At 70.7% G+C, this 22,280-nt stretch carries 18 protein-coding genes; 14 read left to right on the top strand and 4 right to left on the bottom strand.

All coding sequences use genetic code 11. The features are described from left to right. Positions 1-5: 5 nt before the first annotated feature. The 4 genes from OHT01_RS28795 to OHT01_RS28810 form a co-directional block, all read right to left on the bottom strand. Positions 6-2,408: a transglutaminase family protein gene (locus tag OHT01_RS28795; protein ID WP_328556016.1), complete on the bottom strand. Its 2,403-nt coding sequence runs from the start codon at positions 2,406-2,408 to the stop codon at positions 6-8. Next, positions 2,405-3,769, bottom strand: coding sequence for a DUF58 domain-containing protein (locus tag OHT01_RS28800; protein WP_328556017.1), 1,365 nt, complete (start codon positions 3,767-3,769; stop codon positions 2,405-2,407). The genes OHT01_RS28795 and OHT01_RS28800 overlap by 4 nt, the downstream gene beginning before the upstream one ends. Further along, a complete protein-coding gene (locus tag OHT01_RS28805; protein ID WP_328556018.1) occupies positions 3,769-4,803 on the bottom strand; it encodes an AAA family ATPase in 1,035 nt (344 codons plus the stop codon). The genes OHT01_RS28800 and OHT01_RS28805 overlap by 1 nt, the downstream gene beginning before the upstream one ends. Positions 4,804-5,067: 264 nt before the next feature. Beyond that, positions 5,068-5,616, bottom strand: a complete 549-nt coding sequence (locus OHT01_RS28810; protein WP_328556019.1) for a beta-class carbonic anhydrase — start codon at positions 5,614-5,616, stop codon at positions 5,068-5,070. 427 nt (positions 5,617-6,043) lie between these two features. Between OHT01_RS28810 and rsmH the strand changes: the two genes are divergently transcribed. The 14 genes from rsmH to OHT01_RS28880 all read left to right on the top strand — a co-directional run bounded on the left by rsmH (position 6,044) and on the right by OHT01_RS28880 (position 22,264). Continuing rightward, positions 6,044-7,051 carry a 16S rRNA (cytosine(1402)-N(4))-methyltransferase RsmH gene (gene rsmH / locus OHT01_RS28815; RefSeq protein WP_328556020.1) on the top strand — a complete coding sequence of 336 codons (1,008 nt, stop codon included), beginning with the start codon at positions 6,044-6,046 and terminating at the stop codon, positions 7,049-7,051. Between the two features lie 22 nt (positions 7,052-7,073). Continuing rightward, positions 7,074-7,646, top strand: a complete 573-nt coding sequence (locus tag OHT01_RS28820) for an FtsB family cell division protein (RefSeq protein WP_328556021.1) — start codon at positions 7,074-7,076, stop codon at positions 7,644-7,646. A 5-nt stretch (positions 7,647-7,651) separates the two neighbouring features. Then, on the top strand, positions 7,652-9,604 hold the full coding sequence (locus OHT01_RS28825) for a peptidoglycan D,D-transpeptidase FtsI family protein (protein WP_328556022.1): 1,953 nt from the start codon (positions 7,652-7,654) through the stop codon (positions 9,602-9,604). A gap of 194 nt (positions 9,605-9,798) precedes the next feature. Continuing rightward, positions 9,799-11,319 carry a UDP-N-acetylmuramoyl-L-alanyl-D-glutamate--2,6-diaminopimelate ligase gene (locus OHT01_RS28830; protein WP_328558307.1) on the top strand — a complete coding sequence of 507 codons (1,521 nt, stop codon included), beginning with the start codon at positions 9,799-9,801 and terminating at the stop codon, positions 11,317-11,319. 4 nt (positions 11,320-11,323) lie between these two features. Further along, a complete protein-coding gene (locus OHT01_RS28835; RefSeq protein WP_328556023.1) occupies positions 11,324-12,745 on the top strand; it encodes a UDP-N-acetylmuramoyl-tripeptide--D-alanyl-D-alanine ligase in 1,422 nt (473 codons plus the stop codon). Then, on the top strand, positions 12,742-13,815 hold the full coding sequence (mraY, locus tag OHT01_RS28840) for a phospho-N-acetylmuramoyl-pentapeptide-transferase (protein ID WP_328556024.1): 1,074 nt from the start codon (positions 12,742-12,744) through the stop codon (positions 13,813-13,815). Before OHT01_RS28835 ends, mraY begins: the two co-directional genes overlap by 4 nt. After that, on the top strand, positions 13,797-15,224 hold the full coding sequence (gene murD / locus OHT01_RS28845) for a UDP-N-acetylmuramoyl-L-alanine--D-glutamate ligase (protein WP_328556025.1): 1,428 nt from the start codon (positions 13,797-13,799) through the stop codon (positions 15,222-15,224). The genes mraY and murD overlap by 19 nt, the downstream gene beginning before the upstream one ends. A gap of 67 nt (positions 15,225-15,291) precedes the next feature. Further along, positions 15,292-16,656: a putative lipid II flippase FtsW gene (gene ftsW / locus OHT01_RS28850; RefSeq protein ID WP_328556026.1), complete on the top strand. Its 1,365-nt coding sequence runs from the start codon at positions 15,292-15,294 to the stop codon at positions 16,654-16,656. 6 nt (positions 16,657-16,662) lie between these two features. Continuing rightward, positions 16,663-17,754 carry an undecaprenyldiphospho-muramoylpentapeptide beta-N-acetylglucosaminyltransferase gene (gene murG, locus OHT01_RS28855; protein WP_328556027.1) on the top strand — a complete coding sequence of 364 codons (1,092 nt, stop codon included), beginning with the start codon at positions 16,663-16,665 and terminating at the stop codon, positions 17,752-17,754. Between the two features lie 25 nt (positions 17,755-17,779). Then, complete coding sequence (locus tag OHT01_RS28860; RefSeq protein WP_328556028.1) at positions 17,780-18,565, top strand: cell division protein FtsQ/DivIB; 786 nt, start codon at positions 17,780-17,782, stop codon at positions 18,563-18,565. A 274-nt stretch (positions 18,566-18,839) separates the two neighbouring features. Next, positions 18,840-20,033, top strand: coding sequence for a cell division protein FtsZ (ftsZ, locus tag OHT01_RS28865; protein ID WP_328556029.1), 1,194 nt, complete (start codon positions 18,840-18,842; stop codon positions 20,031-20,033). Next, on the top strand, positions 20,030-20,767 hold the full coding sequence (gene pgeF / locus OHT01_RS28870) for a peptidoglycan editing factor PgeF (RefSeq protein WP_328556030.1): 738 nt from the start codon (positions 20,030-20,032) through the stop codon (positions 20,765-20,767). The genes ftsZ and pgeF overlap by 4 nt, the downstream gene beginning before the upstream one ends. Before the next feature lie 6 nt (positions 20,768-20,773). Then, a complete protein-coding gene (locus OHT01_RS28875) occupies positions 20,774-21,493 on the top strand; it encodes a YggS family pyridoxal phosphate-dependent enzyme (protein WP_328556031.1) in 720 nt (239 codons plus the stop codon). A 129-nt stretch (positions 21,494-21,622) separates the two neighbouring features. Continuing rightward, entirely contained in the window at positions 21,623-22,264 is a 642-nt protein-coding gene (locus OHT01_RS28880; RefSeq protein ID WP_328556032.1) for a cell division protein SepF, read from the top strand. Positions 22,265-22,280: the final 16 nt, after the last annotated feature.

A 22,280-nucleotide genomic window follows, 5' to 3' on the forward strand; every position in this document is an offset into this window, starting at 1 on the left:
GGCAGTCAGCCGTTCTGGCCGGACGGGCGGCGGAGCAGGGCCTGACGGCGGGCCGACAGGCGGGTTCTCAGCGAGGTCAGGGCGGCCGAGACCGACCACATCACCCGGACGGACGAACGGGGGGCGAGGAGAGCCCGCAGACGGGCGGGACGGCTCGCGGAGGTACCGAAGGCCTCGGCGACCCGGCGCGCGTCGTTCGCGAGGCCCGCCACCTGCCGCGGGCGCGGAGCGTAGAGAACCTGCTCCACGGCCGCGGCCAGCCGGTGCACCGCTGCCGCGGCCTCCGGATCCAGCTCTCCGAGCCCGATGATCCGCTCGGCGGCCTTCCTCGGTGTCTGTGACTCCTCCGGCGGGATCCCGTGGTCCCACGCCGTATCGGTCACCTCCAGCCAGGCCCTCAGCGTGTACGCGGCCACGTCCGCCTCAGCGCGGCCGTGACCGCCGAGCCGGGCGGCCCGTACCCGCATGCGCCACAGCATGGGCAGCAGCGGCACTCCCAGGATCAGGAGCCCGGCCAGCGTCAGCCCGAGCGTCCTGAATCCGAACCAGTCGTCGTCCTGGGTGCCGACCGCCGCCGCCGAGGACTGGCTCGGGCAGGCCGCGAGCTTCCGCAGCTGGGTCGAGCAGCTCTCACTGGCCGACGGCGCGGTGGAGGGCGCCGCGGAGGTCGAGAACGTCGGCTTCGGCGCTACGGGCTCGGTGTTGCCCGGCGTGTTCGTCTGGGTGTACGACGGCACCGTGCCCCGGCTCGGGGTCGGCTCGAAGCGGGTCCAGCCCACGCCCTCGAAGTACAGCTCGGGCCAGGCGTGCGCGTCCCGCAGCCCCACCGACATCGAACCGTCCGCCTGCGGAGTCCCGGGCGTGAAGCCCACCGCCACACGGGCCGGAATCCCGAGCGTCCGCGCCATCGAGGCCATCGCGAAGGAGAAGTGGACGCAGAAGCCTTGCTTTTCCTTCAGGAAGTTCGCGATCGCGGTGGAGCCGCTGCCGGCCTGCACCTGGGTGTTGTACTGGAAGTTGCCGCTGACGGCGAAGTAGTCCTGGAGCTTGACCGCCTGCTCGTAGTGGTTGGCCGAGCCCGCGGTGACCTTGCGGGCCGTCCTAGCCACCACCGCGGGCAACGACTCCGGAACCTTGGTGAACTCGCGCCTCATCGCGGGCGAGGGCTCCGGGGCGCTCGCGAGCTGCTGCGCCGTCGGCTCCACCATCAGGCTGGTCACCTGGTACTGCACACCGCGGGTGTTCTGGCCGTGGTCGCCGACGAGGGCGCGCCCCACGGGTTCGTACCGCCAGCTGCCGTTGATGTCGACCTTGCTGGCCGGATACGGCATCGGCAGCCAGTCCTGCGCGTACCAGTCGGCCGCCGAGATCCGGGTCTGGATCGTCGCCCGCTTGACCTGGCCGGAGAGACCGATCGGCGCCGGGAACGTCTTCGGCACGTCCACGATGTGGCGCTGGGTCGGCGTCCAGGCCGTGCCGTCGAAGTCGTCCAGCGAGACGATCCGCAGATACAGGTCCTGTGTCTCCGAGGTGTTGGTGCGGTACGTCATGACCGTGCGGTCCTCGTTCACGTTCAGACTGTCGCGGAGCGAGACCACCGGGTTCACCGCGGAGATCGTGCCGCCGTCCCCGGTGCCGTTGCCCACCCCCCGCCCCGCGGCGCCCAGCAGACCTCCGTCGAACGAGGGCAGGGCGAGCGGCACGAACAGGGCGATGCCCAGCGCGACCGCGCCGATCCGCCGCCCGGTGCGGACGGGCGCGACGGCGCCGCTCGTGGACTCCGGGGAGCGGGCCGCTGCGCCGGAGCCGCCGGAGCCGCCGAAGACACGGCCCCACTGGGAGAGCCGGTCCCGGCCCTCGGCCAGCAGCAGCATCAGATAGCCGGCGGCCGCGAGCAGGAACCACAGCCAGGCCGCGCCGCCGCCGGAGAGGCCCGCGGCGACCGAGTACAGGGCGAGCAGCGGAAGGCCGGCGGGCGCGGCGCTGCGGTAGGTCACCGCGAGCGCGTCCACCGCGAGCCCGATCACCAGGACACCGCCGACCACCATCAGCCGGATGCCGTCCGACAGCGGGGCCGGAATCGAGTACCTGCCGACGTCGTCGGCGCCCGCCTGGAGCAGCGTCCCGAAGTGCTGGAAGACCTCGGGCCCGGGGACGATCACGGCGACGGCCTGCTGCCGGGCGAAGACCAGCGTCAGCAGCATCAGCGTCACCAGTGCCTGCGCCGCCACGGTCAGCGGCCGGGCCAGCGGGACCCGTCGGGTCAGCGCGCCCACACCGGTCTGCACGGCCAGCAGGAACGCCGCCTGGAAGATCCACGTCGCCGGGCTCACCAGGGGCAGCATCGCGCAGGACGCCATCAGTGTCGCCGCCGCCGCACACAGCGCCAGCCGGGCTCGCCCGCTCATACGCCACCACCCCCCGCGGTAGTCCCCGTCGACGCCACGTGCGTGCGCTGACGGTCCGCCTCCTGCCACAGGGCGGCGAGCGACGCCCCCCGCGGCACCATCACGGCGGTCCAGCCCGCCTCGCGCAGCATGCGCAGCCGGTCCACGCTCCCGTCCAACGGGCCGGGCACCTCGGTCGGTTCCCGCACCCAGGACTCGCTGTCCAGCAGAAACGCGACGGCTCCGCCGCTGCGCTGGCGCATCTTGCCGAGCACGGTCGCCTGCTCCTCGTCGAGATCGCCGAGGAAGGCGATCAGCAGTCCTTCGTTGCCGCCGCGCAGCACGTCGTACGCCCGGGACAGGCCCGTGCCGTCCGAGTGGTCGATGACGGCGAGCGTGTCCATCATCATCCCGGCGGCGTCCGCCGAGTCCTGGCTGGCGCCCGCGAACCCGTCTGCGCCCTCGCCGGGCACCGAGGTGCCGGTGTCCGTCAGGAGGCGGACCGAGAAGCCCCGTTCGAGCATGTGCACCAGCGTCGACGCCGTACCCGAGACGGCCCACTCGAAGGCCGAGTCGGGGCCCGCGCCCTGGAAGGCGATGCCCCGGGTGTCGAGCAGCACCGTGCAGCGGGAGCGCTGGGGCTGCTCCTCGCGGCGGACCATCAGCTCGCCGTAGCGCGCGGTCAGCCGCCAGTGCACGCGGCGCAGGTCGTCTCCGTAGCGGTAGCCGCGCGGAATGATGTCGTCCTCGCCGGCCAGGGCCAGTGAGCGCTGGCGCCCGTCCCCGTACCCCTTCGCCTCGCCGGTCAGCCGCACCGGCGGCAGCGCCTCCACGCGCGGGATGACCGTCAGGGTGTCGTACGTCGAGAAGGAGCGGGTCAGCTCGCACATGCCGAACGGGTCGGTCAGCCGGAGCTGGAGCGGGCCCAGCGGGTAGCGGCCGCGCAGGTCCGAGCGCACCCGGTAGGACACCTCGCGGCGGCCGCCCGCCTCGACCCGGTCGAGCACGAAGCGGGGGCGCGGACCGAGGACGTAGGGCACCTTGTCCTGGAGCATCAGCAGGCCGGTGGGCAGCCGCGAGACGTTGTCCATGCGCAGATGGACGCGGGCCTCGGAGCCGGCGGGCACGCGCCCCGGAGAGAGCCTGCGGCTGCCCGAGACCCGGTACCGGGTGCGTTGGAGCACGGTCGCGCAGACCAGCGGCAGGACCGCGAGGAGCAGGCCGACCCGGAGCAGGTCACCCTGCCCCAGGACGTACGCGCAGATCGCGGCGGCCACTCCGGCGGCCAGGAACGAGCGACCGCGTGTGGTGAGTCCGGCGAGCGCGGTGCGCAGCCCGCCCTGGTCCTCCTCGGCGGTGTGTCCCGTGCTCGCCCGCGTCATCAGAGCCTCCGGGGCGGCTGCTGACCGTAGGTGGGCGCGCCCCGGCCCATCGAGAGGCCGGACTGCTGGGGAGCGGCGGGCACCGGGGTGCGCTGGAGGATCTCCTGGACGACCTGTTCGGCCGTGCGGCGGTTCAACTGGGCCTGGGCCGTCGGCAGCAGGCGGTGGGCCAGGACCGCGACGGCGAGTTCCTGCACATCGTCCGGCAGCGCGAACTCCCGGCCGCTCAGGGCGGCGGACGCCTTCGCCGCGCGCAGCAGATGCAGCGTGGCACGCGGCGAGGCGCCGAGTCTGAGGTCGGGGTGCGTGCGCGTGGCCGCCACCAGGTCCACCGCGTAGCGGCGCACGGGGTCGGCCACATGGACCGTGCGGACCGCGTCGATCAGCTTCACGATCTCGTGCGCGTGGGCGACCGGTTGCAGGTCGTCCAGCGGGTTCACCCCGCCGTGGATGTCCAGCATCTGCAACTCGGCCTCCGCGCTGGGGTAGCCGATGGAGACACGGGCCATGAAACGGTCGCGCTGGGCCTCGGGCAGCGGGTAGGTGCCCTCCATCTCGACCGGGTTCTGCGTGGCCACCACCATGAAGGGGCTGGGCAGTTCGTAGGTCTGCCCGTCGATGGTGACCTGTCGCTCCTCCATCGACTCCAGGAGCGCGGACTGCGTCTTGGGCGAGGCGCGGTTGATCTCGTCGCCGATCACGATCTGCGCGAAGATGGCGCCCGGCTTGAACTCGAAGTCCCGGCGCTGCTGGTCCCAGATGGACACTCCCGTGATGTCCGAGGGCAGCAGGTCGGGTGTGAACTGGATGCGCCGCACCGAGCAGTCGATGGACCGCGCCAGCGCTTTGGCGAGCATGGTCTTGCCGACGCCCGGGACATCCTCGATCAGAAGATGGCCCTCGGCGAGCAGCACGGTCAGCGAAAGCCGTACGACCTCAGGCTTGCCTTCGATCACTCCTTCCACCGAACTGCGGACACGCTCCGCAGTGGCGGTCAGATCTGTAAGGCTCGCTCGATCGTCATAGGTCGTCACCCGGCCCTCCTCGGCCCGTTCGGGCCGACGCCCTGTGCGGACCGGCCCACCCCGAAACACGGACACCACGCGCGAAAGGTTCCGCGTGACGTCACACCCGCATTCTTGTTGCCGTTACCGGTTCGTGTCACTCGCCTGTGGACAAGTGGCCGCGATATGTCAGTTCTTACGGCTCTTTGGGCAACGGACGGCCGGGGTTTTTTGTGAGGAGAGGGTCCCACGAGCTGCGCAGGGCCGGCGACCGGGGGCCTGCGGGCCCCGCGGTCAGGAGGGGTCGATCTCCCGCAGCAGGCCGGTCGTGACGTCGAAGACGAAGCCGCGTACGTCGTCGGTGTGCACCAGGAACGGGGAGGTGCGCACGCGCTGCATCGACTGCCGTACGTCCTGCTCGACGTCCCGGAAGGCCTCGACCGCCCACGCGGGGCGCTGGCCGACCTCCATCTCCAGGTCGTGCCGGAAGTCCTCGGTGAGGGACTCCAGGCCGCAGCCGGTGTGGTGGATGAGGACCACGCTGCGGGTGCCGAGCGCCCGCTGGCTGATGGTGAGGGAGCGGATCACGTCGTCGGTGACCACACCGCCGGCGTTGCGGATGGTGTGGCAGTCACCCAGTTCCAGTCCGAGCGCCGCGTGCAGGTCCAGCCGGGCGTCCATGCACGCGACCACTGCGACACGCAGCACGGGGTGGGCGTCCATCCCCGGGTCGGTGAACGCGGCCGCGTATTTCCCGTTCGCGTTCACGAGACGGTCCGTGACGGTGCGCTCTGCGGCTATGGCGCCTTCGGGCTCGGTGGGAACAGATGCGGAAGTCGTCATACCCATGACGGTACTGGTCACGTATGGAGCGGTCCTGCTGTGAGAGGGGACAAAGAATGTCATCGCGCCTTGTTGTGAGGTAATCCACACGGGCGGTGACGACCAGCCCGTTCGGGTGATTCTTCCGGATCGGCGGCTTCGATCCGAGCGGCGCCCGCGACGCGCATGCCGGTTGATTGACCGCGAGACACCGTGGACTAAAGTGACGCGAAGCGGGAGGCGAGGCTCTCCCCGCTGGACTGTTTTCCCCTGGAGACCCGGCGACTTTCCGGAGTCTCCCCGCGTGCGCGGCGCGTACGTACGGCTCGGCCTCCTCCCGCTCCCGGTCGGCTGACGCCATTCATCCGGCGCCAGCAGACCCTCCCCTTCCCGAGCGGGTGGGGACCCGGCGGTGCGTATGGCCGCGCCGGACCTGAGAGGGCCCGGAATGCAAGGGCGCGAAGCGCTTACCGACGACGGTGACAGCGGGCGACCGGAGGGGCAGAGCCGACACGTCCCGGTCATGCTCCGGCGGTGCCTGGACATGCTGGCCCCGGCCCTCGCCGAGCCCGGAGCCGTGGTCGTCGACTGCACGCTCGGTCTGGGCGGTCACAGCGAGGCACTGCTCACCCGGTTCCCCGAAGTGCGACTCGTGGCCCTGGACCGCGACAAGGAGGCGCTGCGCCTCTCCGGAGAGCGGCTCGCCCCCTACGGAGACCGTGCCTCGCTGGTGCACGCCGTCTACGACGAACTCCCCGGCGTGCTCGACCGCCTGGACATCCCGCGCGTCCAGGGCGTGCTGTTCGACCTCGGCGTCTCCTCCATGCAACTCGACGAGGCGGACCGGGGGTTCGCGTACTCCCAGGACGCCCCGCTCGACATGCGCATGGACCAGACGACCGGCATGAGCGCGGCCGAGGTCCTCAACACCTACCCGCCGGGCGAACTGGTGCGGATCCTGCGGGCGTACGGCGAGGAGAAGCAGGCCAAGCGGATCGTCTCCGCGGTCGTGCGCGAGCGCGACAAGGAGCCCTTCACCAACAGCGCGCGGCTCGTCGAGCTGATCCGCGACGCACTGCCCCAGGCGGCCAAGCGCACCGGCGGCAACCCCGCCAAGCGCACCTTCCAGGCGCTGCGCATCGAGGTCAACGGCGAACTGAGTGTCCTGGAGAGGGCGGTTCCCGCCGCCGTGAAGGCGCTCGCCGTCGGTGGACGCATCGCCGTGCTGTCGTACCACTCGCTGGAGGACCGGCTGGTCAAGCAGGTGTTCGCGGCCGGTGCCGCCAACACCGCGCCGCCCGGACTGCCGGTCGTCCCCGAGCGCTACCAGCCCCGGCTCAAGCTCCTCACCCGCGGTGCCGAACTTCCCACCGAGGAAGAGGTCGCCGAGAACCGGCGAGCGGCTCCCGCCCGGCTGCGGGGGGCGGAGCGCATCCGCGAGGAAGCCGCCGAGTGAGGCGCGGGGAGGAGGAGGCGGCGTGAGCGGCAAACCCGAACTCAGGGGGCGGGCCGCCCGGCTCGCGCGGCTCCTCCCGGCCGGGGCCGGGCAGGCCGCCCGCACCCCCTTCGTGCTGCTGGTCGTCCTCCTGCTCGGCGGCGGTCTCATCGGTCTCCTCGTGCTGAACTCGGCACTCAGCGAAGGGGCGTTCCGCCTCGACGACCTCCAGAAGGAGACCAAGAGCCTGACCGACGAGGAACAGGCCCTCCAGCGGGACGTGGACGCCTACTCCGCCCCGGACGCCCTCCAGCGCCGCGCCCGCGAACTCGGCATGATCCCCGGCGGCGACCCGGCCTTCCTCGACCCCGACGGTACGGTCAAGGGCGTCCCCGGAGCGGCGGGCCGGCAGTCCGCCGCGCGGACCCCGATGAGCCCCGCGCCCGCCGTCCTCGCCCCCGTCCCGGCCGGCACCCCGAGCGCGGCCGCGATCCCGACGCGGAGCGCGGCACCCTCCTCCGCCTCGGCCACCACCCCGCGGCAGCCGTCCCCGGGCACGCCCACCGCCCGCGCGTCCGCCCCGTCCACGCAGCCCTCCACAACCCCCGGCAGGTGACGGAAGTGTCCGACAGGGAACCGCCGCGCCGCCGAGTACCCGGCCCCGCCAGGCCCGTACGGCCCGGCGGCCGCAGCCGTCCGGGGCCCGGCGCCCGCCCCGTACGCCGGCCGGCCGCGAACCGCTCCGACGGCCCGCGCGTCATCCGGCTCGGCAGCCCCCGCCCCCGCCTGCGCATGGTCAGCCTCGCGCTGACCCTGGTGATGATCGCGTTCGTCGTACGGCTGCTCCAGGTGCAGGCCGTGGACGCGAGCACCTACGCGGCGAAGGCCGAGCAGAACCGCTACGTCGGGCGGACGCTGGCCGCCGAGCGCGGCGGGATCACCGACCGCGACGGCGTCGAACTGGCGACGAGCGTGGACGCGTACGACATCACCGCGGACCCGACGATGTTCACGCGCGCGGCCACCAAGGTGGGGGACGCTCCCGAGCAGGCCGCCGCGCTCCTCGGTCCGATCATCGGCCAGGACGTGGACACCGTCGCCAGGAAGCTGCGGGCGAAGAACACCCGCTACACGCTCCTCGCGCACCGCCGCACCCCCCAGGTCTGGCAGCAGATCAAGGACCTGAAGAGCACGCTCGGCACCAAGGCCGAGACCGACCGGAACACCGTCAACGTCCTCGCGGGCGTCCTCGCGGTGCCGGCCAGCAAGCGCGTGTACCCCAACGGTGATCTCGCCGCCGGGATACTGGGCTGGGTCAACGCCGACGGCAAGGGCGGCGGCGGTATCGAGCAGCAGCTGAACAAACAGCTCACCGGCAAGGACGGCAAGATCCGCTACGCCCAGTCCGGCGGCCGCCAGGTGCCGACCGTGGGCTCCACCGAGACCCCCGCCGTGGCCGGCTCCGACGTCGAGCTGACCATCGACCGGGACATCCAGTGGGCCGCGCAGGACGCCATCACCCAGCAGGTGAAGGAGTCCAGGGCGGACCGCGGCTACGTGGTCGTGCAGGACACCAGGACCGGCCAGGTCCTCGCCATGGCCAACTCGCCCGGCTTCGACCCCAACGACCTCACCCAGGCCAACGCGGCGGCCATGGGCAACGCGGCCCTCCAGGACGCGTACGAGCCCGGCTCCACCGCCAAGCTGATGTCGATGGCCGCCGTCCTCCAGGAGAACGTGGCCACCCCCGAGACCCATGTCGTCGTGCCCAACCGGCTGCACCGCGGCGACCGGCTCTTCCAGGACGACATCGACCACAAGACCTGGGACCTCACGCTCAACGGAGTGCTCGCCAAGTCCAGCAACATCGGCACCATCCTGGCGACCGGCCAGCTCGGCAAGACCCAGAAACAGGCCGACGAGGTCCTCTACTCGTATCTGCGCAAGTTCGGCATCGGCAGTCATACCGGGCTCGGCTTCCCCGGGGAGACGGCCGGCATCCTCGCGCCCGCCGGCAAGTGGTCGACCTCGCAGCAGTTCACGATCCCTTTCGGTCAGGGCGTGTCGATCAACGCGATGCAGGCGGCCTCCGTCTACTCGACCATCGCCAACGGCGGCGTCCGCATCGAGCCGACCCTGGTACGCGGCACGAAGGGACCGGACGGCCGCTTCACACCCGCCGCCGCGCCCCGCAAGAACCGGGTCGTGAGCGAGAAGACGGCGAAGAGCCTCGCCCAGATGCTGGAGTCCGTGGTGGACGACGAGCAGGGCACGGGCATCAAGGCGCGCATCCCGGGGTACCGGGTCGCGGGCAAGACGGGTACGGCCAACCGCGTGGATCCGGCCACCGGCAAGTACCACGGATACACCTCCTCGTTCGCCGGATTCGCGCCCGCCGACAAGCCGCGGATCACCGTCTACTGCGCGATCCAGAACGCCACGAAGGGCAGCTACTACGGCGGCCAGATCTGCGGACCCGTGTTCAAGCAGGTGATGGAGTTCGCGCTGAAGACCCTTCAGGTCCCGCCCACCGGCGCCCGCGCGGCCCGGCTGCCCGTCTCGTTCGGGCCGTGACCGCACGCCAAGATCAGCACCCACGCACAACGGACCAGGAACCACTCGTGACAACGATCACTCCGGACCCCGGGGACCACTCCTCCCCGCACACCCCGTCCGCGCCCTCGCTTCGCCCCGGCGGGGGTGAGCCCGGTACGCTCACCGCCGTGCCACAAGCTGATCAGTCCCAAACCACCCAGAAGGGCGCTCCTGTGACATATCCGGGGCCGCCGCGGCCGGTTCACGTCTCCGCCATCCACCTCGCGGAGCTGGCCGATCAGCTGGGCGCCGAACAGCCGGGGAGCGAAGCCGGGGTCACGGGCATCACCCATGACTCCCGCGCGGTGCGACCCGGCGACGTGTACGCCGCCCTTCCCGGCGCGCGACTGCACGGCGCCGACTTCGTGACCCAGGCGGCCGGCCTCGGCGCCGTCGCCGTCCTCACCGACCCGACCGGCGCCCAGCGCGCCGCGGCCACCGGTCTGCCGGTCCTCGTCGTCGAGGACCCGCGCGGATCGATGGGCGAGCTCGCGGCCACCATCTACGGCCACCCGGGCCGCGATCTCCTCCAGATCGGCATCACCGGCACCTCCGGCAAGACCACGACGGCCTACCTCGTCGAGGGCGGCCTGAGGACGGTCCGCTCCACCGGGCTGATCGGCACGGTCGAGATGCGCATCGGCGACGAGCGCATCAAGTCGGAGCGCACCACGCCCGAGGCCACCGACCTGCAGGCCCTGTTCGCCGTCATGCGCGAGCGCGGCGTCGACTCGGTGGCGATGGAGGTCTCCAGCCACGCGCTGGTCCTCGGCCGCGTCGACGGCTGCGTCTTCGACGTCGCGGTCTTCAACAACCTCAGCCCGGAACACATGGAGTTCCACACGGGCATGGAGGACTACTTCCAGGCCAAGGCGCAGCTGTTCACGGCCCGGCGCAGCCGGCTCGGCGTGGTCAACCTGGACGACGAGTACGGCCGCCGGCTCGCCGAGGAGGCCACCGTCCCGGTCGTCACCTTCTCCGCGGAGGGCCACCCGGACGCCGACTGGCGCGCCGAGGACGTGGAAGTCGGCCCGATGGACTCGACGTTCACCGCGGTCGGACCCAAGGGTGAGCGGATCACCGCCCGCTCACCCCTCGCCGGCCCCTTCAACGTGGCGAACACCCTCGCCGCGATCGTCGCCCTCGCGGTCGCCGGGCTCGACCCGCAGACCGCGGCCGACGGTGTGGCCGCCGTCCCCGGGGTCCCGGGCCGGCTGGAGCGCGTGGACGAGGGCCAGCCCTACCTCGCCGTCGTCGACTACGCCCACAAGACGGACGCCGTCGAATCCGTCCTGCGCGCCCTGCGCAAGGTGACCGAGGGCAGCCTGCACGTGGTGCTCGGCTGCGGCGGCGACCGTGACAGGACCAAGCGGAAGCCGATGGGCGCGGCCGTGGCCCGGCTCGCCGACACCGCCGTACTGACGTCCGACAACCCCCGTTCCGAGGACCCGCTGGCGATCCTCGCCACGATGCTCGCGGGCGCCGCCGAAGTGCCGGCGCACGAGCGCGGCGAGGTCCAGGTCTTCGAGGACCGGGCCGCCGCCATCGCCGCGGCCGTCGCGCGCGCAAAGCCGGGCGACACCGTGCTGGTCGCGGGCAAGGGCCACGAACAGGGCCAGGACATCGCCGGGGTGGTGCGTCCCTTCGACGACCGCCAAGTGCTTCGCGAAGCAATCCAGCAGACCCAGGGATGAACTTGTGATCGCCCTCTCTCTCGCCGAGATCGCAGCAGTCGTCGGCGGGCAGACGTACGACATACCGGATCCGGCGGTACAGGTCACCGGACCGGTCGTCAGGGACTCCCGTGAAGTGGAGCCCGGCAGTCTCTTCGTCGCCTTCGTAGGCGAACGCGTGGACGGCCACGACTACGCCGAGGCGGTGATCGGAGCCGGCGCGGCCGCCGTCCTGGCGTCCCGCCCCGTCGGCGTGCCCGCCATCGTCGTCGACGACGTGCAGACGGCCCTCGGCGCCCTCGCCCGCCATGTCGTCGAACGGCTCGGCGCGACCCTCGTGGCCCTCACCGGTTCCGCGGGCAAGACCAGCACCAAGGACCTGATCGCCCAGGTGCTGCGGAGCAAGGCGCCGACCGTCTTCACCCCCGGCTCCCTCAACAACGAGATCGGACTGCCGCTCACCGCGCTCAGCGCCACCGAGGAGACGAAGTTCCTCGTGCTGGAGATGGGCGCCCGCGGCATCGGCCACATCCGCTACCTGACGGGTCTCACCCCGCCGAGGATCGGTCTCGTCCTCAACGTCGGCACCGCCCACATCGGCGAGTTCGGCGGCCGTGAGCAGATCGCGCAAGCAAAGGGCGAGCTCGTCGAGAGCCTCCCCGAGGACGGCGCCGCGGTCCTCAACGCCGACGATCCCCTCGTACGCGCCATGGCCTCCCGCACGAAAGCGCGCGTGATCCTCTTCGGAGAGTCCGACGAAGCGGACGTACGGGCCGAGAACGTCCGGCTCACGGAGAGCGGACAGCCTTCCTTCAGTCTTCGCACACCCTCCGGGTGCAGTGATGTGACCATGCGCCTGTACGGTGAGCACCACGTGTCGAACGCGCTCGCCGCGGCCGCCGTCGCCCATGAGCTGGGCATGTCCGCAGACGAGATCGCCCGCGCGCTCTCCGAGGCGGGCTCCCTCTCCCGCTGGCGGATGGAGGTCACCGAGCGTCCGGACGGCGTGACGGTCGTCAACGACGCCTACAACGCGAACCCCGAGTCCATGCGAGCCGCCCTGCGCGCGCTCGCGGCGATGGGCACAGCCCGTCGGGCACAAGGGGGTCGTACGTGGGCGGTGCTCGGTCAGATGGCCGAGCTCGGGGACGAGGCGCTCGCCGAGCACGACGCGGTCGGACGGCTTGCCGTCCGGCTCAATGTCGGCAAGCTCGTCGCGGTTGGGGGCAGGGAAGCGTCCTGGCTGCAACTGGGCGCATATAACGAGGGTTCGTGGGGTGAGGAGTCGGTGCACGTGTCCGACGCACAGGCGGCTGTCGACCTGTTGCGCAGTGAGCTGCGCCCAGGGGACGTCGTGCTCGTGAAGGCGTCCAGGTCCGTCGGGCTGGAACGGGTGGCGCTCGCGCTGCTCTCCGACGGTACCGAGGGTGAGGTTTCCGCCCGATGATGAAGCAGATCCTGTTCGCGGGAGTCATTGGCCTGTTCCTGACTCTGGTCGGCACTCCGCTGCTGATCAAGCTGCTGGCCCGCAAGGGCTACGGCCAGTACATCCGCGACGACGGCCCGCGTGAGCACGCCAGCAAGCGCGGTACGCCGACCATGGGTGGTATCGCCTTCATCCTCGCGACGATCATCGCGTACTTCCTGTCCAAGGTGATCACGGGTTATCCGCCCACCTTCTCGGGCCTGCTGGTGCTCGGCCTGATGGCGGGCATGGGCCTGGTCGGCTTCCTGGACGACTACATCAAGATCATCAAGCGGCGCTCGCTCGGCCTGCGGGCCAAGGCGAAGATGGCCGGACAGCTGATCGTGGGCATCAGCTTCGCGGTGCTGGCGCTGATGTTCGCCGACAACCGCGGCAACACCCCGGCGTCCACGAAGCTGTCCTTCGTCCAGGACTTCGGCTGGTCCATCGGCCCGGTGCTGTTCGTGGTCTGGGCGCTGTTCATGATCCTCGCCATGTCGAACGGCGTGAACCTGACGGACGGTCTGGACGGCCTCGCCACCGGCGCCGCCACGATGGTCTTCGGCGCCTACACCTTCATCGGCGTCTGGCAGTTCCAGGAGTCCTGCGCCAACGCGCAGACCCTGACCAACCCGGCCGCCTGCTACGAGGTACGAGATCCACTCGACCTCGCGGTGGTCGCCTCCGCCCTGATGGGAGCCTGCTTCGGCTTCCTGTGGTGGAACACCTCGCCGGCCAAGATCTTCATGGGTGACACCGGTTCGCTGGCCCTCGGCGGCGCGCTCGCCGGTCTCGCGATCTGCTCCCGCACGGAGATCCTGGTCGCCCTGCTCGGCGGCCTCTTCGTCCTCATCACGATGTCGGTGGTCATCCAGGTCGGCTCCTTCAAGCTGACCGGGAAACGCGTCTTCCGCATGGCCCCACTACAGCACCACTTCGAACTCAAGGGGTGGTCCGAAGTCCTTGTGGTGGTCCGCTTCTGGATCATCCAGGGCATGTGCGTCATCGTCGGACTCGGCCTCTTCTACGCAGGATGGGCAGCCAAGAAGTGACCAACTGGCAGGGCACGAACGTCACCGTCGCCGGCCTGGGCGTCTCGGGCATCCCGGCCGCCAAGGTCCTGCACGGCCTCGGCGCAGTCGTCACCGTCGTCAACGACGGGGACGACGAAAGGGCCCGGGCGCAGGCCGCGGAACTGGAGGCGCTCGGCGTCACCGTGCGCCTCGGTGACGGCGCGACCCTGCCCGAGGGCACCGAGCTCATCGTGACCGCGCCCGGCTGGCAGCCCGGCAAGCCGCTGTTCGCCGCGGCCGCCGCGGCGGGCGTCCCGGTCTGGGGCGACGTCGAACTCGCCTGGCGGCTGCGGGAACTGGACGGCAGGAAGCCCGCGCCCTGGCTCGCGGTCACCGGCACCAACGGCAAGACCACGACCGTCCAGATGCTCGCCTCCATCCTGAAGGCGGCGGGTCTGCGCACCGCGGCTGTCGGCAACATCGGCGTCTCCCTCCTCGACGCCGTCCTCGGCGACGAGGAGTACGACGTCCTCGCGGTCGAACTCTCCAGCTACCAGCTCCACTGGGCGCCCTCGCTGCGCGCCCACTCCGCGGCCGTCCTGAACCTCGCGCCCGACCATCTCGACTGGCACGGCTCCATGGAGGCGTACGCCGCCGACAAGGGCCGTGTCTACGAGGGCAATCGGGTCGCCTGCGTCTACAACGTGGCCGACAAGGCCACCGAGGACCTGGTGCGCGCGGCGGACGTCGAGGAGGGCTGCCGGGCGGTCGGCTTCACCCTCGGCGCTCCCGGACCGTCCCAACTCGGCGTCGTGGACGGCATCCTGGTCGACCGAGCCTTCGTCGAGAACCGGCAGAAGAACGCCCAGGAGCTGGCGGAGGTCTCCGACGTCCGTCCGTCCGCCCCGCACAACATCGCCAACGCTCTTGCCGCGGCTGCCCTCGCGCGCGCCTTCGGGGTGCCTCCCCGGGCCGTACGGGACGGACTGCGGGACTTCACCCCGGACGCCCACCGCATCGCGCACGTCGCCGATGTGGACCGGGTCGCCTACGTCGACGACTCCAAGGCCACCAACACGCATGCCGCGGAAGCCTCCTTGGCGGCCTACGAGTCGATCGTGTGGATCGCCGGCGGACTCGCCAAGGGTGCGACCTTCGACGAGCTGGTCGCCCGGTCGGCGAAGCGGCTGAGGGGTGTCGTCCTGATCGGCGCGGACCGCGCGCTGATCCGCGAAGCCCTGGCGCGACACGCACCGGAAGTACCCGTCGTCGAGCTCGACCGGACCGACACTGGGGCGATGCTCGCGGCTGTTCAGGAGGCCAGGAGGCTCGCCGAGCCCGGGGACACGGTACTGCTGGCCCCGGCCTGCGCGTCCATGGACATGTTCGCCAACTACAACAAGCGCGGTGACGCGTTCGCGGAGGCGGTCCGCGAACTCGGCGCCTGACCCGGCCGCCTCGCCGGGCGAACTGGGAGGGACGGACGCGTGACATCGTTGTGGCCCGGAGACGCCGATGCCCACTAGCCGTACCGGCCGGCCTCCCGTGCAGCGGGCCGGCCGGCGGCCCGCCGTCGCCGGGGTGCCGCGCGACAACCCCGTACGCCGACTCCTCACGCGCGCCCGCAAGGCCTGGGACCGGCCGCTGACCGCGTACTACCTGATCCTCGGCGGCAGCCTGCTGATCACCGTGCTGGGGCTCGTGATGGTCTACTCGGCCTCGCAGATCACGGCGCTCCAGCTGTCGTTGCCCGGGTCGTTCTTCTTCCGCAAGCAGTTCCTGGCCGCCCTGATCGGCGGTGTCCTGCTGTTCGGCGCCTCACGGATGCCGGTGAAACTGCACCGGGCGCTGGCCTACCCGATCCTGGCGGGCGCCGTCTTCATGATGGCCCTGGTGCAGGTGCCCGGGATAGGGATCTCCGTCAACGGCAACCAGAACTGGATCTCGCTGGGCGGCTCGTTCCAGATCCAGCCCAGTGAGTTCGGCAAGCTCGCGCTCGTGCTCTGGGGCGCCGACCTGCTCGCCCGCAAGCAGGACAAGCGGCTGCTGGCCCAGTGGAAGCACATGCTGGTGCCGCTCGTTCCCGTCGCCTTCATGCTGCTCGGGCTGATCATGCTCGGCGGCGACATGGGCACGGCGATCATCCTCACGGCCATCCTGTTCGGGCTGCTGTGGCTGGCCGGAGCGCCCACCCGGCTCTTCGTGGGCGTCCTGTCCGTCGCCCTGGCCATCGGCTTCGTCCTCATCAAGACGAGCCCCAACCGCATGTCCCGGCTGGGCTGCATCGGCGCCACCGAACCGGGCCCGCACGACACCTGCTGGCAGGCCGTGCACGGCATCTACGCCCTCGCCTCCGGCGGGCTCTTCGGCTCCGGCCTCGGCGCCAGTGTGGAGAAATGGGGCCAACTGCCCGAAGCGCACACCGACTTCATCTTCGCCATCACTGGGGAGGAACTGGGCCTCGCGGGGACGCTGTCGGTGCTCGCCCTCTTCGCGGCTCTAGGCTATGCGGGTATCCGCGTGGCCGGACGCACGGAGGACCCCTTCGTGAGGTATGCCGCGGGAGGCGTGACCACCTGGATCACGGCCCAGGCCGTGATCAACATCGGTGCGGTGCTCGGTCTGCTGCCGATCGCCGGTGTCCCGCTCCCGCTGTTCTCCTACGGGGGTTCCGCCCTGCTGCCGGCCATGTTCGCCATCGGGTTGCTGATCGCCTTCGCGCGTGACGACCCCGCTGCGCGGGCGGCTCTCGCGATGCGGCAACCCCGCTTTGGCAGAAAGCGGGGTGCGGTGAGAGAGTCCGCAAGGGCCGCGGGGCCCCGGAGATGGAACACGATGAGACGGCGTGCCTCTGCGGCGCGTTCGTCCGGAGAGCGGTGAATTTCGGTGCATGTCGTACTCGCCGGCGGGGGGACCGCCGGCCACATCGAGCCCGCGCTCGCCCTCGCGGATGCCCTGCGCAGGCAGGACCCGACCGTGGGGATCACGGCCCTGGGCACGGAACGCGGACTTGAGACCCGGCTCGTACCCGAGCGCGGTTACGAACTCGCGCTGATCCCTGCCGTACCGCTGCCGCGCAAGCCCACCCCCGAGCTGATCACCGTCCCCGGGCGGCTGCGCGGCACGATCAAGGCCGCCGAGCAGATCATGGAGCGGACCAAGGCCGACGCCGTCGTCGGCTTCGGCGGCTACGTCGCGCTGCCCGGCTACCTGGCGGCCAAGCGCCTCGGCGTGCCGATCATCGTCCACGAGGCCAACGCCCGCCCCGGTCTCGCCAACAAGATCGGATCGCGGTACGCGGCCCAGGTCGCCGTCTCCACGCCCGACAGCAAGCTCCGCGGGGCCCGTTACATCGGCATCCCGCTGCGCCGCTCCATCGCCACCCTCGACCGGGCCGCCGTACGGCCCGAGGCGCGCGCCGCGTTCGGGCTCGACCCGAACCTGCCGACGCTGCTCGTGTCGGGCGGCTCGCAGGGCGCCCGCCGCCTCAACGAGGTGGTCCAGCAGGCGGCTCCGTACCTCCAGCAGGCCGGGATCCAGATCCTGCACGTGGTGGGTCCGAAGAACGAACTGCCGCAGGTGCACCAGATGCCGGGAATGCCCCCGTACATCCCGGTATCGTACGTGGACCGGATGGATCTCGCGTACGCCGCGGCCGACATGATGCTCTGCCGCTCGGGCGCGATGACCGTCGCCGAGCTCTCCGCCGTCGGACTGCCCGCCGCCTACGTCCCGCTGCCCATCGGCAACGGCGAACAGCGGCTGAACGCCCAGCCGCTGGTCAAGGCCGGCGGCGGACTGCTGGTCGACGACGCGGAGCTGACCCCGCAGTGGGTGCAGCAGAACGTGCTGCCCGTGCTCGCCGACCCGCACCGGCTGTACGAGATGTCGCGTGCCGCCAGCGAGTTCGGCCGCCGGGACGCCGACGACCTGCTCGTCGCCATGGTGTACGAGGCGATCGCCTCGCGGCACCGCTAGGACCGCATGAGGGAAGGCAGGGAGCGTGGCCGGACCGACGACCGCCGACCGCGGCGAACGGCAGAAGCTGGAGTCCGGCCCGCCCCGGCCGCCCCTCATCGGGCGGCTCCGCCGCCTTCGTAGGCTCATCATCCTTTTGCTTGCTGTGCTGTTGACCGGAACCGCCGCGGTGTGGGTTCTCTACGGTTCCCCGTGGCTGCGCACGGAGCGCGTGTCGGTTTCCGGGATGCGGGTGCTGACGGCCGCGCAGGTGCGGGAGGCGGCCGACGTCCCGGTCGGATCCCCGTTGATCTCCGTTGACACGGACGCGATCGAAGCGCGACTGCTCAGGAAATTGCCCCGAATCGACTCGGTCGACGTCGTCCGGTCCTGGCCGCACGGAATCGGTTTGAAAGTGACCGAACGAACCCCGGTCCTGATCGTCAAAAAGGGCGCAAACTTCATCGAAGTGGACGCCAAGGGCGTGCGGTTCGCCACCGTTCCCGACGCTCCGAAAGGTGTGCCCGCACTGGAACTGGCGGTTTCGCGGCGCGCCGCGCTGCGCCGCTTCCCCGCCGACCGGCTGGTGCGTGAGGCGGTGCGGATCGCCGGGGAACTTCCGGGCGCCGTCGCCCGTGACACCCGTACCGTCAAGGTCCGTTCCTACGACGCCGTCTCGCTGGAGTTGACCGGCGGGCGGACGGTCGAGTGGGGCAGCGTCGAGAAGGGGCCGGCGAAGGCCAGGACGCTCCTTGCTCTCATGAAAGCCGATCCCGGGGCCCGGTACTTCGACGTAAGTGCCCCCACCGCCCCCGCATCGTCGGGCAGTTGACTCGCATCGATGCAGGCCAGCACCCTGGTTGGGCAGTGCTGCGCCTGATCACATAGGGTGAAAAGAAAAACGGGAGGTTCGGCGTGTTCGTTGAACGTGCGCCGCTTGTCGACTTAGTGTCCTGTTCGGAGAGTCCAAGGAACAGACACACTGGTAACCCTAAACTTCAGCGTTAGGGTTCGGGTCGGCGTTCGGACCGTCCCATTCGGCATCAGTCGTCGGATCGCGAACGTGCGAGGCGACGACACGTAACTCGAGGCGAGAGGCCTTCGACGTGGCAGCACCGCAGAACTACCTCGCAGTCATCAAAGTCATCGGTGTCGGCGGCGGTGGTGTCAATGCCATCAACCGGATGATCGAGGTCGGTCTCAAGGGCGTCGAGTTCATCGCCATCAACACCGACGCGCAGGCGCTGTTGATGAGCGACGCCGACGTCAAGCTCGACGTCGGCCGGGAACTCACCCGCGGCCTCGGGGCCGGAGCCAACCCGGCAGTCGGCCGCAAGGCCGCCGAGGACCACCGCGAGGAGATCGAGGAGGTCCTCAAGGGGGCCGACATGGTCTTCGTGACGGCCGGAGAGGGCGGCGGCACCGGAACCGGCGGCGCGCCCGTCGTGGCCAACATCGCCCGCTCGCTGGGCGCCCTCACCATCGGCGTGGTCACCCGCCCGTTCACCTTCGAGGGCCGGCGCCGCGCCAACCAGGCCGAGGACGGCATCGCGGAGCTCCGCGAAGAGGTCGACACCCTCATCGTCATCCCGAACGACCGGCTGCTGTCCATCTCGGACCGCCAGGTCTCGGTCCTCGACGCCTTCAAGTCGGCCGACCAGGTCCTGCTCTCCGGCGTTCAGGGCATCACCGACCTCATCACCACGCCCGGTCTGATCAACCTCGACTTCGCCGACGTCAAGTCCGTGATGTCCGAGGCCGGTTCCGCGCTCATGGGCATCGGCTCGGCCCGCGGCGACGACCGCGCGGTGGCGGCGGCCGAGATGGCGATCTCCTCGCCGCTCCTCGAAGCCTCCATCGACGGCGCCCGCGGCGTGCTGCTCTCCATCTCCGGCGGCTCCGACCTCGGCCTGTTCGAGATCAACGAAGCGGCCCAGCTGGTCAGCGAGGCCGCGCACCCCGAGGCCAACATCATCTTCGGCGCGGTCATCGACGACGCCCTCGGCGACGAGGTACGGGTCACCGTCATCGCCGCCGGCTTCGACGGCGGCCAGCCGCCGGCCAAGCGGGACAACGTCCTCGGCTCGTCCTCGGCCCGTCGCGACGAGCCCGTCCAGACGCGCCCCGCCGAGAGCCGCCCGTCCTTCGGGTCGCTCGGCAGCGTCACGCCCAAGGAGGTCGCCCCGGAGCCCGCTCCGGAGCCGGTCAGTGAGCTGCCGGTGTCCCCGCCGGTCCCGCCGTCCCGCTCCTACTCGGACAGCGCGGCCGAGGAACTGGACGTGCCGGACTTCCTGAAGTGATAGGACAACGCTCCGAAACGAGCACCGTGGGCGGCGCCCACTTCGCCTTCACCGACAGGTGGGGCGGGGTGAGCGCCGTTCCGTACGAGGAGCTCAACCTCGGCGGAGCGGTCGGCGACGACCCCGACGCCGTACGCGCCAACCGGCGACTGGCGGCCGAGGCGCTCGGCCTCGACCCGGCCCGGGTCGTCTGGATGAACCAGGTGCACGGACCGGACGTGGCCGTCGTCGAGGCGCCCTGGGACTCCTCGGAGATCCCGTCCGTCGACGCGATCGTCACGGCGCGGCGGGGGCTCGCGCTCGCCGTCCTCACCGCCGACTGCACGCCCGTCCTGCTGGCCGACCCCGTCGCCGGAGTGGCGGCCGCGGCGCACGCGGGACGGCCCGGCATGGTCGCCGGGGTGGTTCCCGCGGCGGTACGGGCCATGGTGGAACTCGGCGCCGATCCGGCCAGGATCGTCGCCCGCACCGGACCCGCGGTCTGCGGACGGTGCTACGAGGTGCCGGACGCGATGCGCGCCGAGGTCGTCGCCGTCGAGCCCGCCGCGTACGCCGAGACCGGGTGGGGAACGCCCGCGGTCGACGTGACCGCCGGAGTGCACGCGCAGTTGGAACGGCTCGGAGTGCGTGACCGGGAGCAGTCGCCGGTGTGCACGCTCGAATCGGGGGACCACTTCTCTTACCGACGGGACCGCACCACCGGGCGGCTCGCGGGCTATGTCTGGCTGGACTGATGGGGCATGACGGACCGTAAGGCTCAACTCGCCGCGAATCTGGCGAAAGTGGAAGAACGCATCACGGCGGCGTGTGTCGCCGCCGGGCGCAAGCGTGAAGAAGTGACCCTGATCGTGGTCACCAAGACCTATCCCGCGAGTGATGTGCGGATCCTGTCGGGACTCGGTGTGCGTCATGTGGCCGAGAACCGGGACCAGGACGCGGCACCCAAGGCCGCGGAGTGCTCGGATCTGCCCCTGTTGTGGCATTTTGTCGGCCAATTGCAGACCAACAAGGTGCGTTCTGTGGTCGGTTACGCGGATTTCGTGCAGTCCGTCGACCGTTCCCGACTCGTCGCGGCCCTGTCCAAGGAAGCGGTGCGGGCGGAGCGCGAGGTGGGATGCCTCATCCAGGTCGCGCTGGACGCGCAGGAGAGCGGCCGGGGTGAGCGGGGAGGTGTGGGGGTCGGCGGGATCGAGGAGTTGGCCGACCTCGTCGCGGCGGCTCCGGGACTCAGGCTCGACGGGCTGATGACCGTCGCTCCGCTCACCGGCGAGTACGCGGGCCGCCAACAGGAGGCGTTCGGGCGGCTGATGGATTTGTCGACTGCCGTGCGCCGGGCTCATCCGGCTGCGAACATGGTCTCGGCAGGGATGAGCTCGGACCTCGAACAGGCCGTGGCGGCCGGAGCGACACATGTACGCGTCGGTACTGCGGTACTCGGAGTCCGACCCGGCCTCGGGTAACGTCGCCAAGAAGTCGGACCACAGCAGAAAATATGGTCATTTCCGCCAAAGGCGGGCATAACGACCTCGTGGATCGCGGGCACTTGGCAATTCGTCAGCCGATCCACCACAGAGCGGAGGACTCAGAGCATGGCCGGCGCGATGCGCAAGATGGCGGTCTACCTCGGCCTCGTGGAGGACGATGGGTACGACGGCAGGGGCTTCGACCCCGATGACGACTTCGAGCCCGAGCTGGATCCGGAGCCCGAGCGGGACCGGCGACGGCATGAACCGCCGCACCAATCACATCAGGCGCACTCGTCCCAACGGGACGAATCGGTACGAGTGGTACAGCCCCCGGCGCAGCGCGACCCGGTGCCGCATTCCGCCTCGCTCGCCTCGGAGTCCGGGCGTCCGGCGCGCATCGCCCCCGTGGCGTCCATCACACAAGAACGTCAGAGCCTGGAGAAGAACGCCCCGGTGATCATGCCCAAGGTCGTGTCGGAACGAGAGCCGTACCGGATCACCACGCTGCATCCCCGGACCTACAACGAGGCCCGTACCATCGGGGAACACTTCCGTGAGGGCACCCCGGTGATCATGAACCTGACGGAGATGGATGACACCGACGCGAAGCGACTTGTCGACTTCGCGGCCGGTTTGGTGTTCGGTCTCCACGGCAGCATCGAGCGGGTGACGCAGAAGGTGTTCCTGTTGTCGCCTGCTAACGTCGATGTCACGGCGGAGGACAAGGCCCGCATCGCAGAGGGCGGGTTCTTCAACCAGAGCTGAGACGCAGGACCGGAAA

The organism is Streptomyces sp. NBC_00358, assembly GCF_036099295.1.
Taxonomy (GTDB): Bacteria; Actinomycetota; Actinomycetes; order Streptomycetales; family Streptomycetaceae; genus Streptomyces.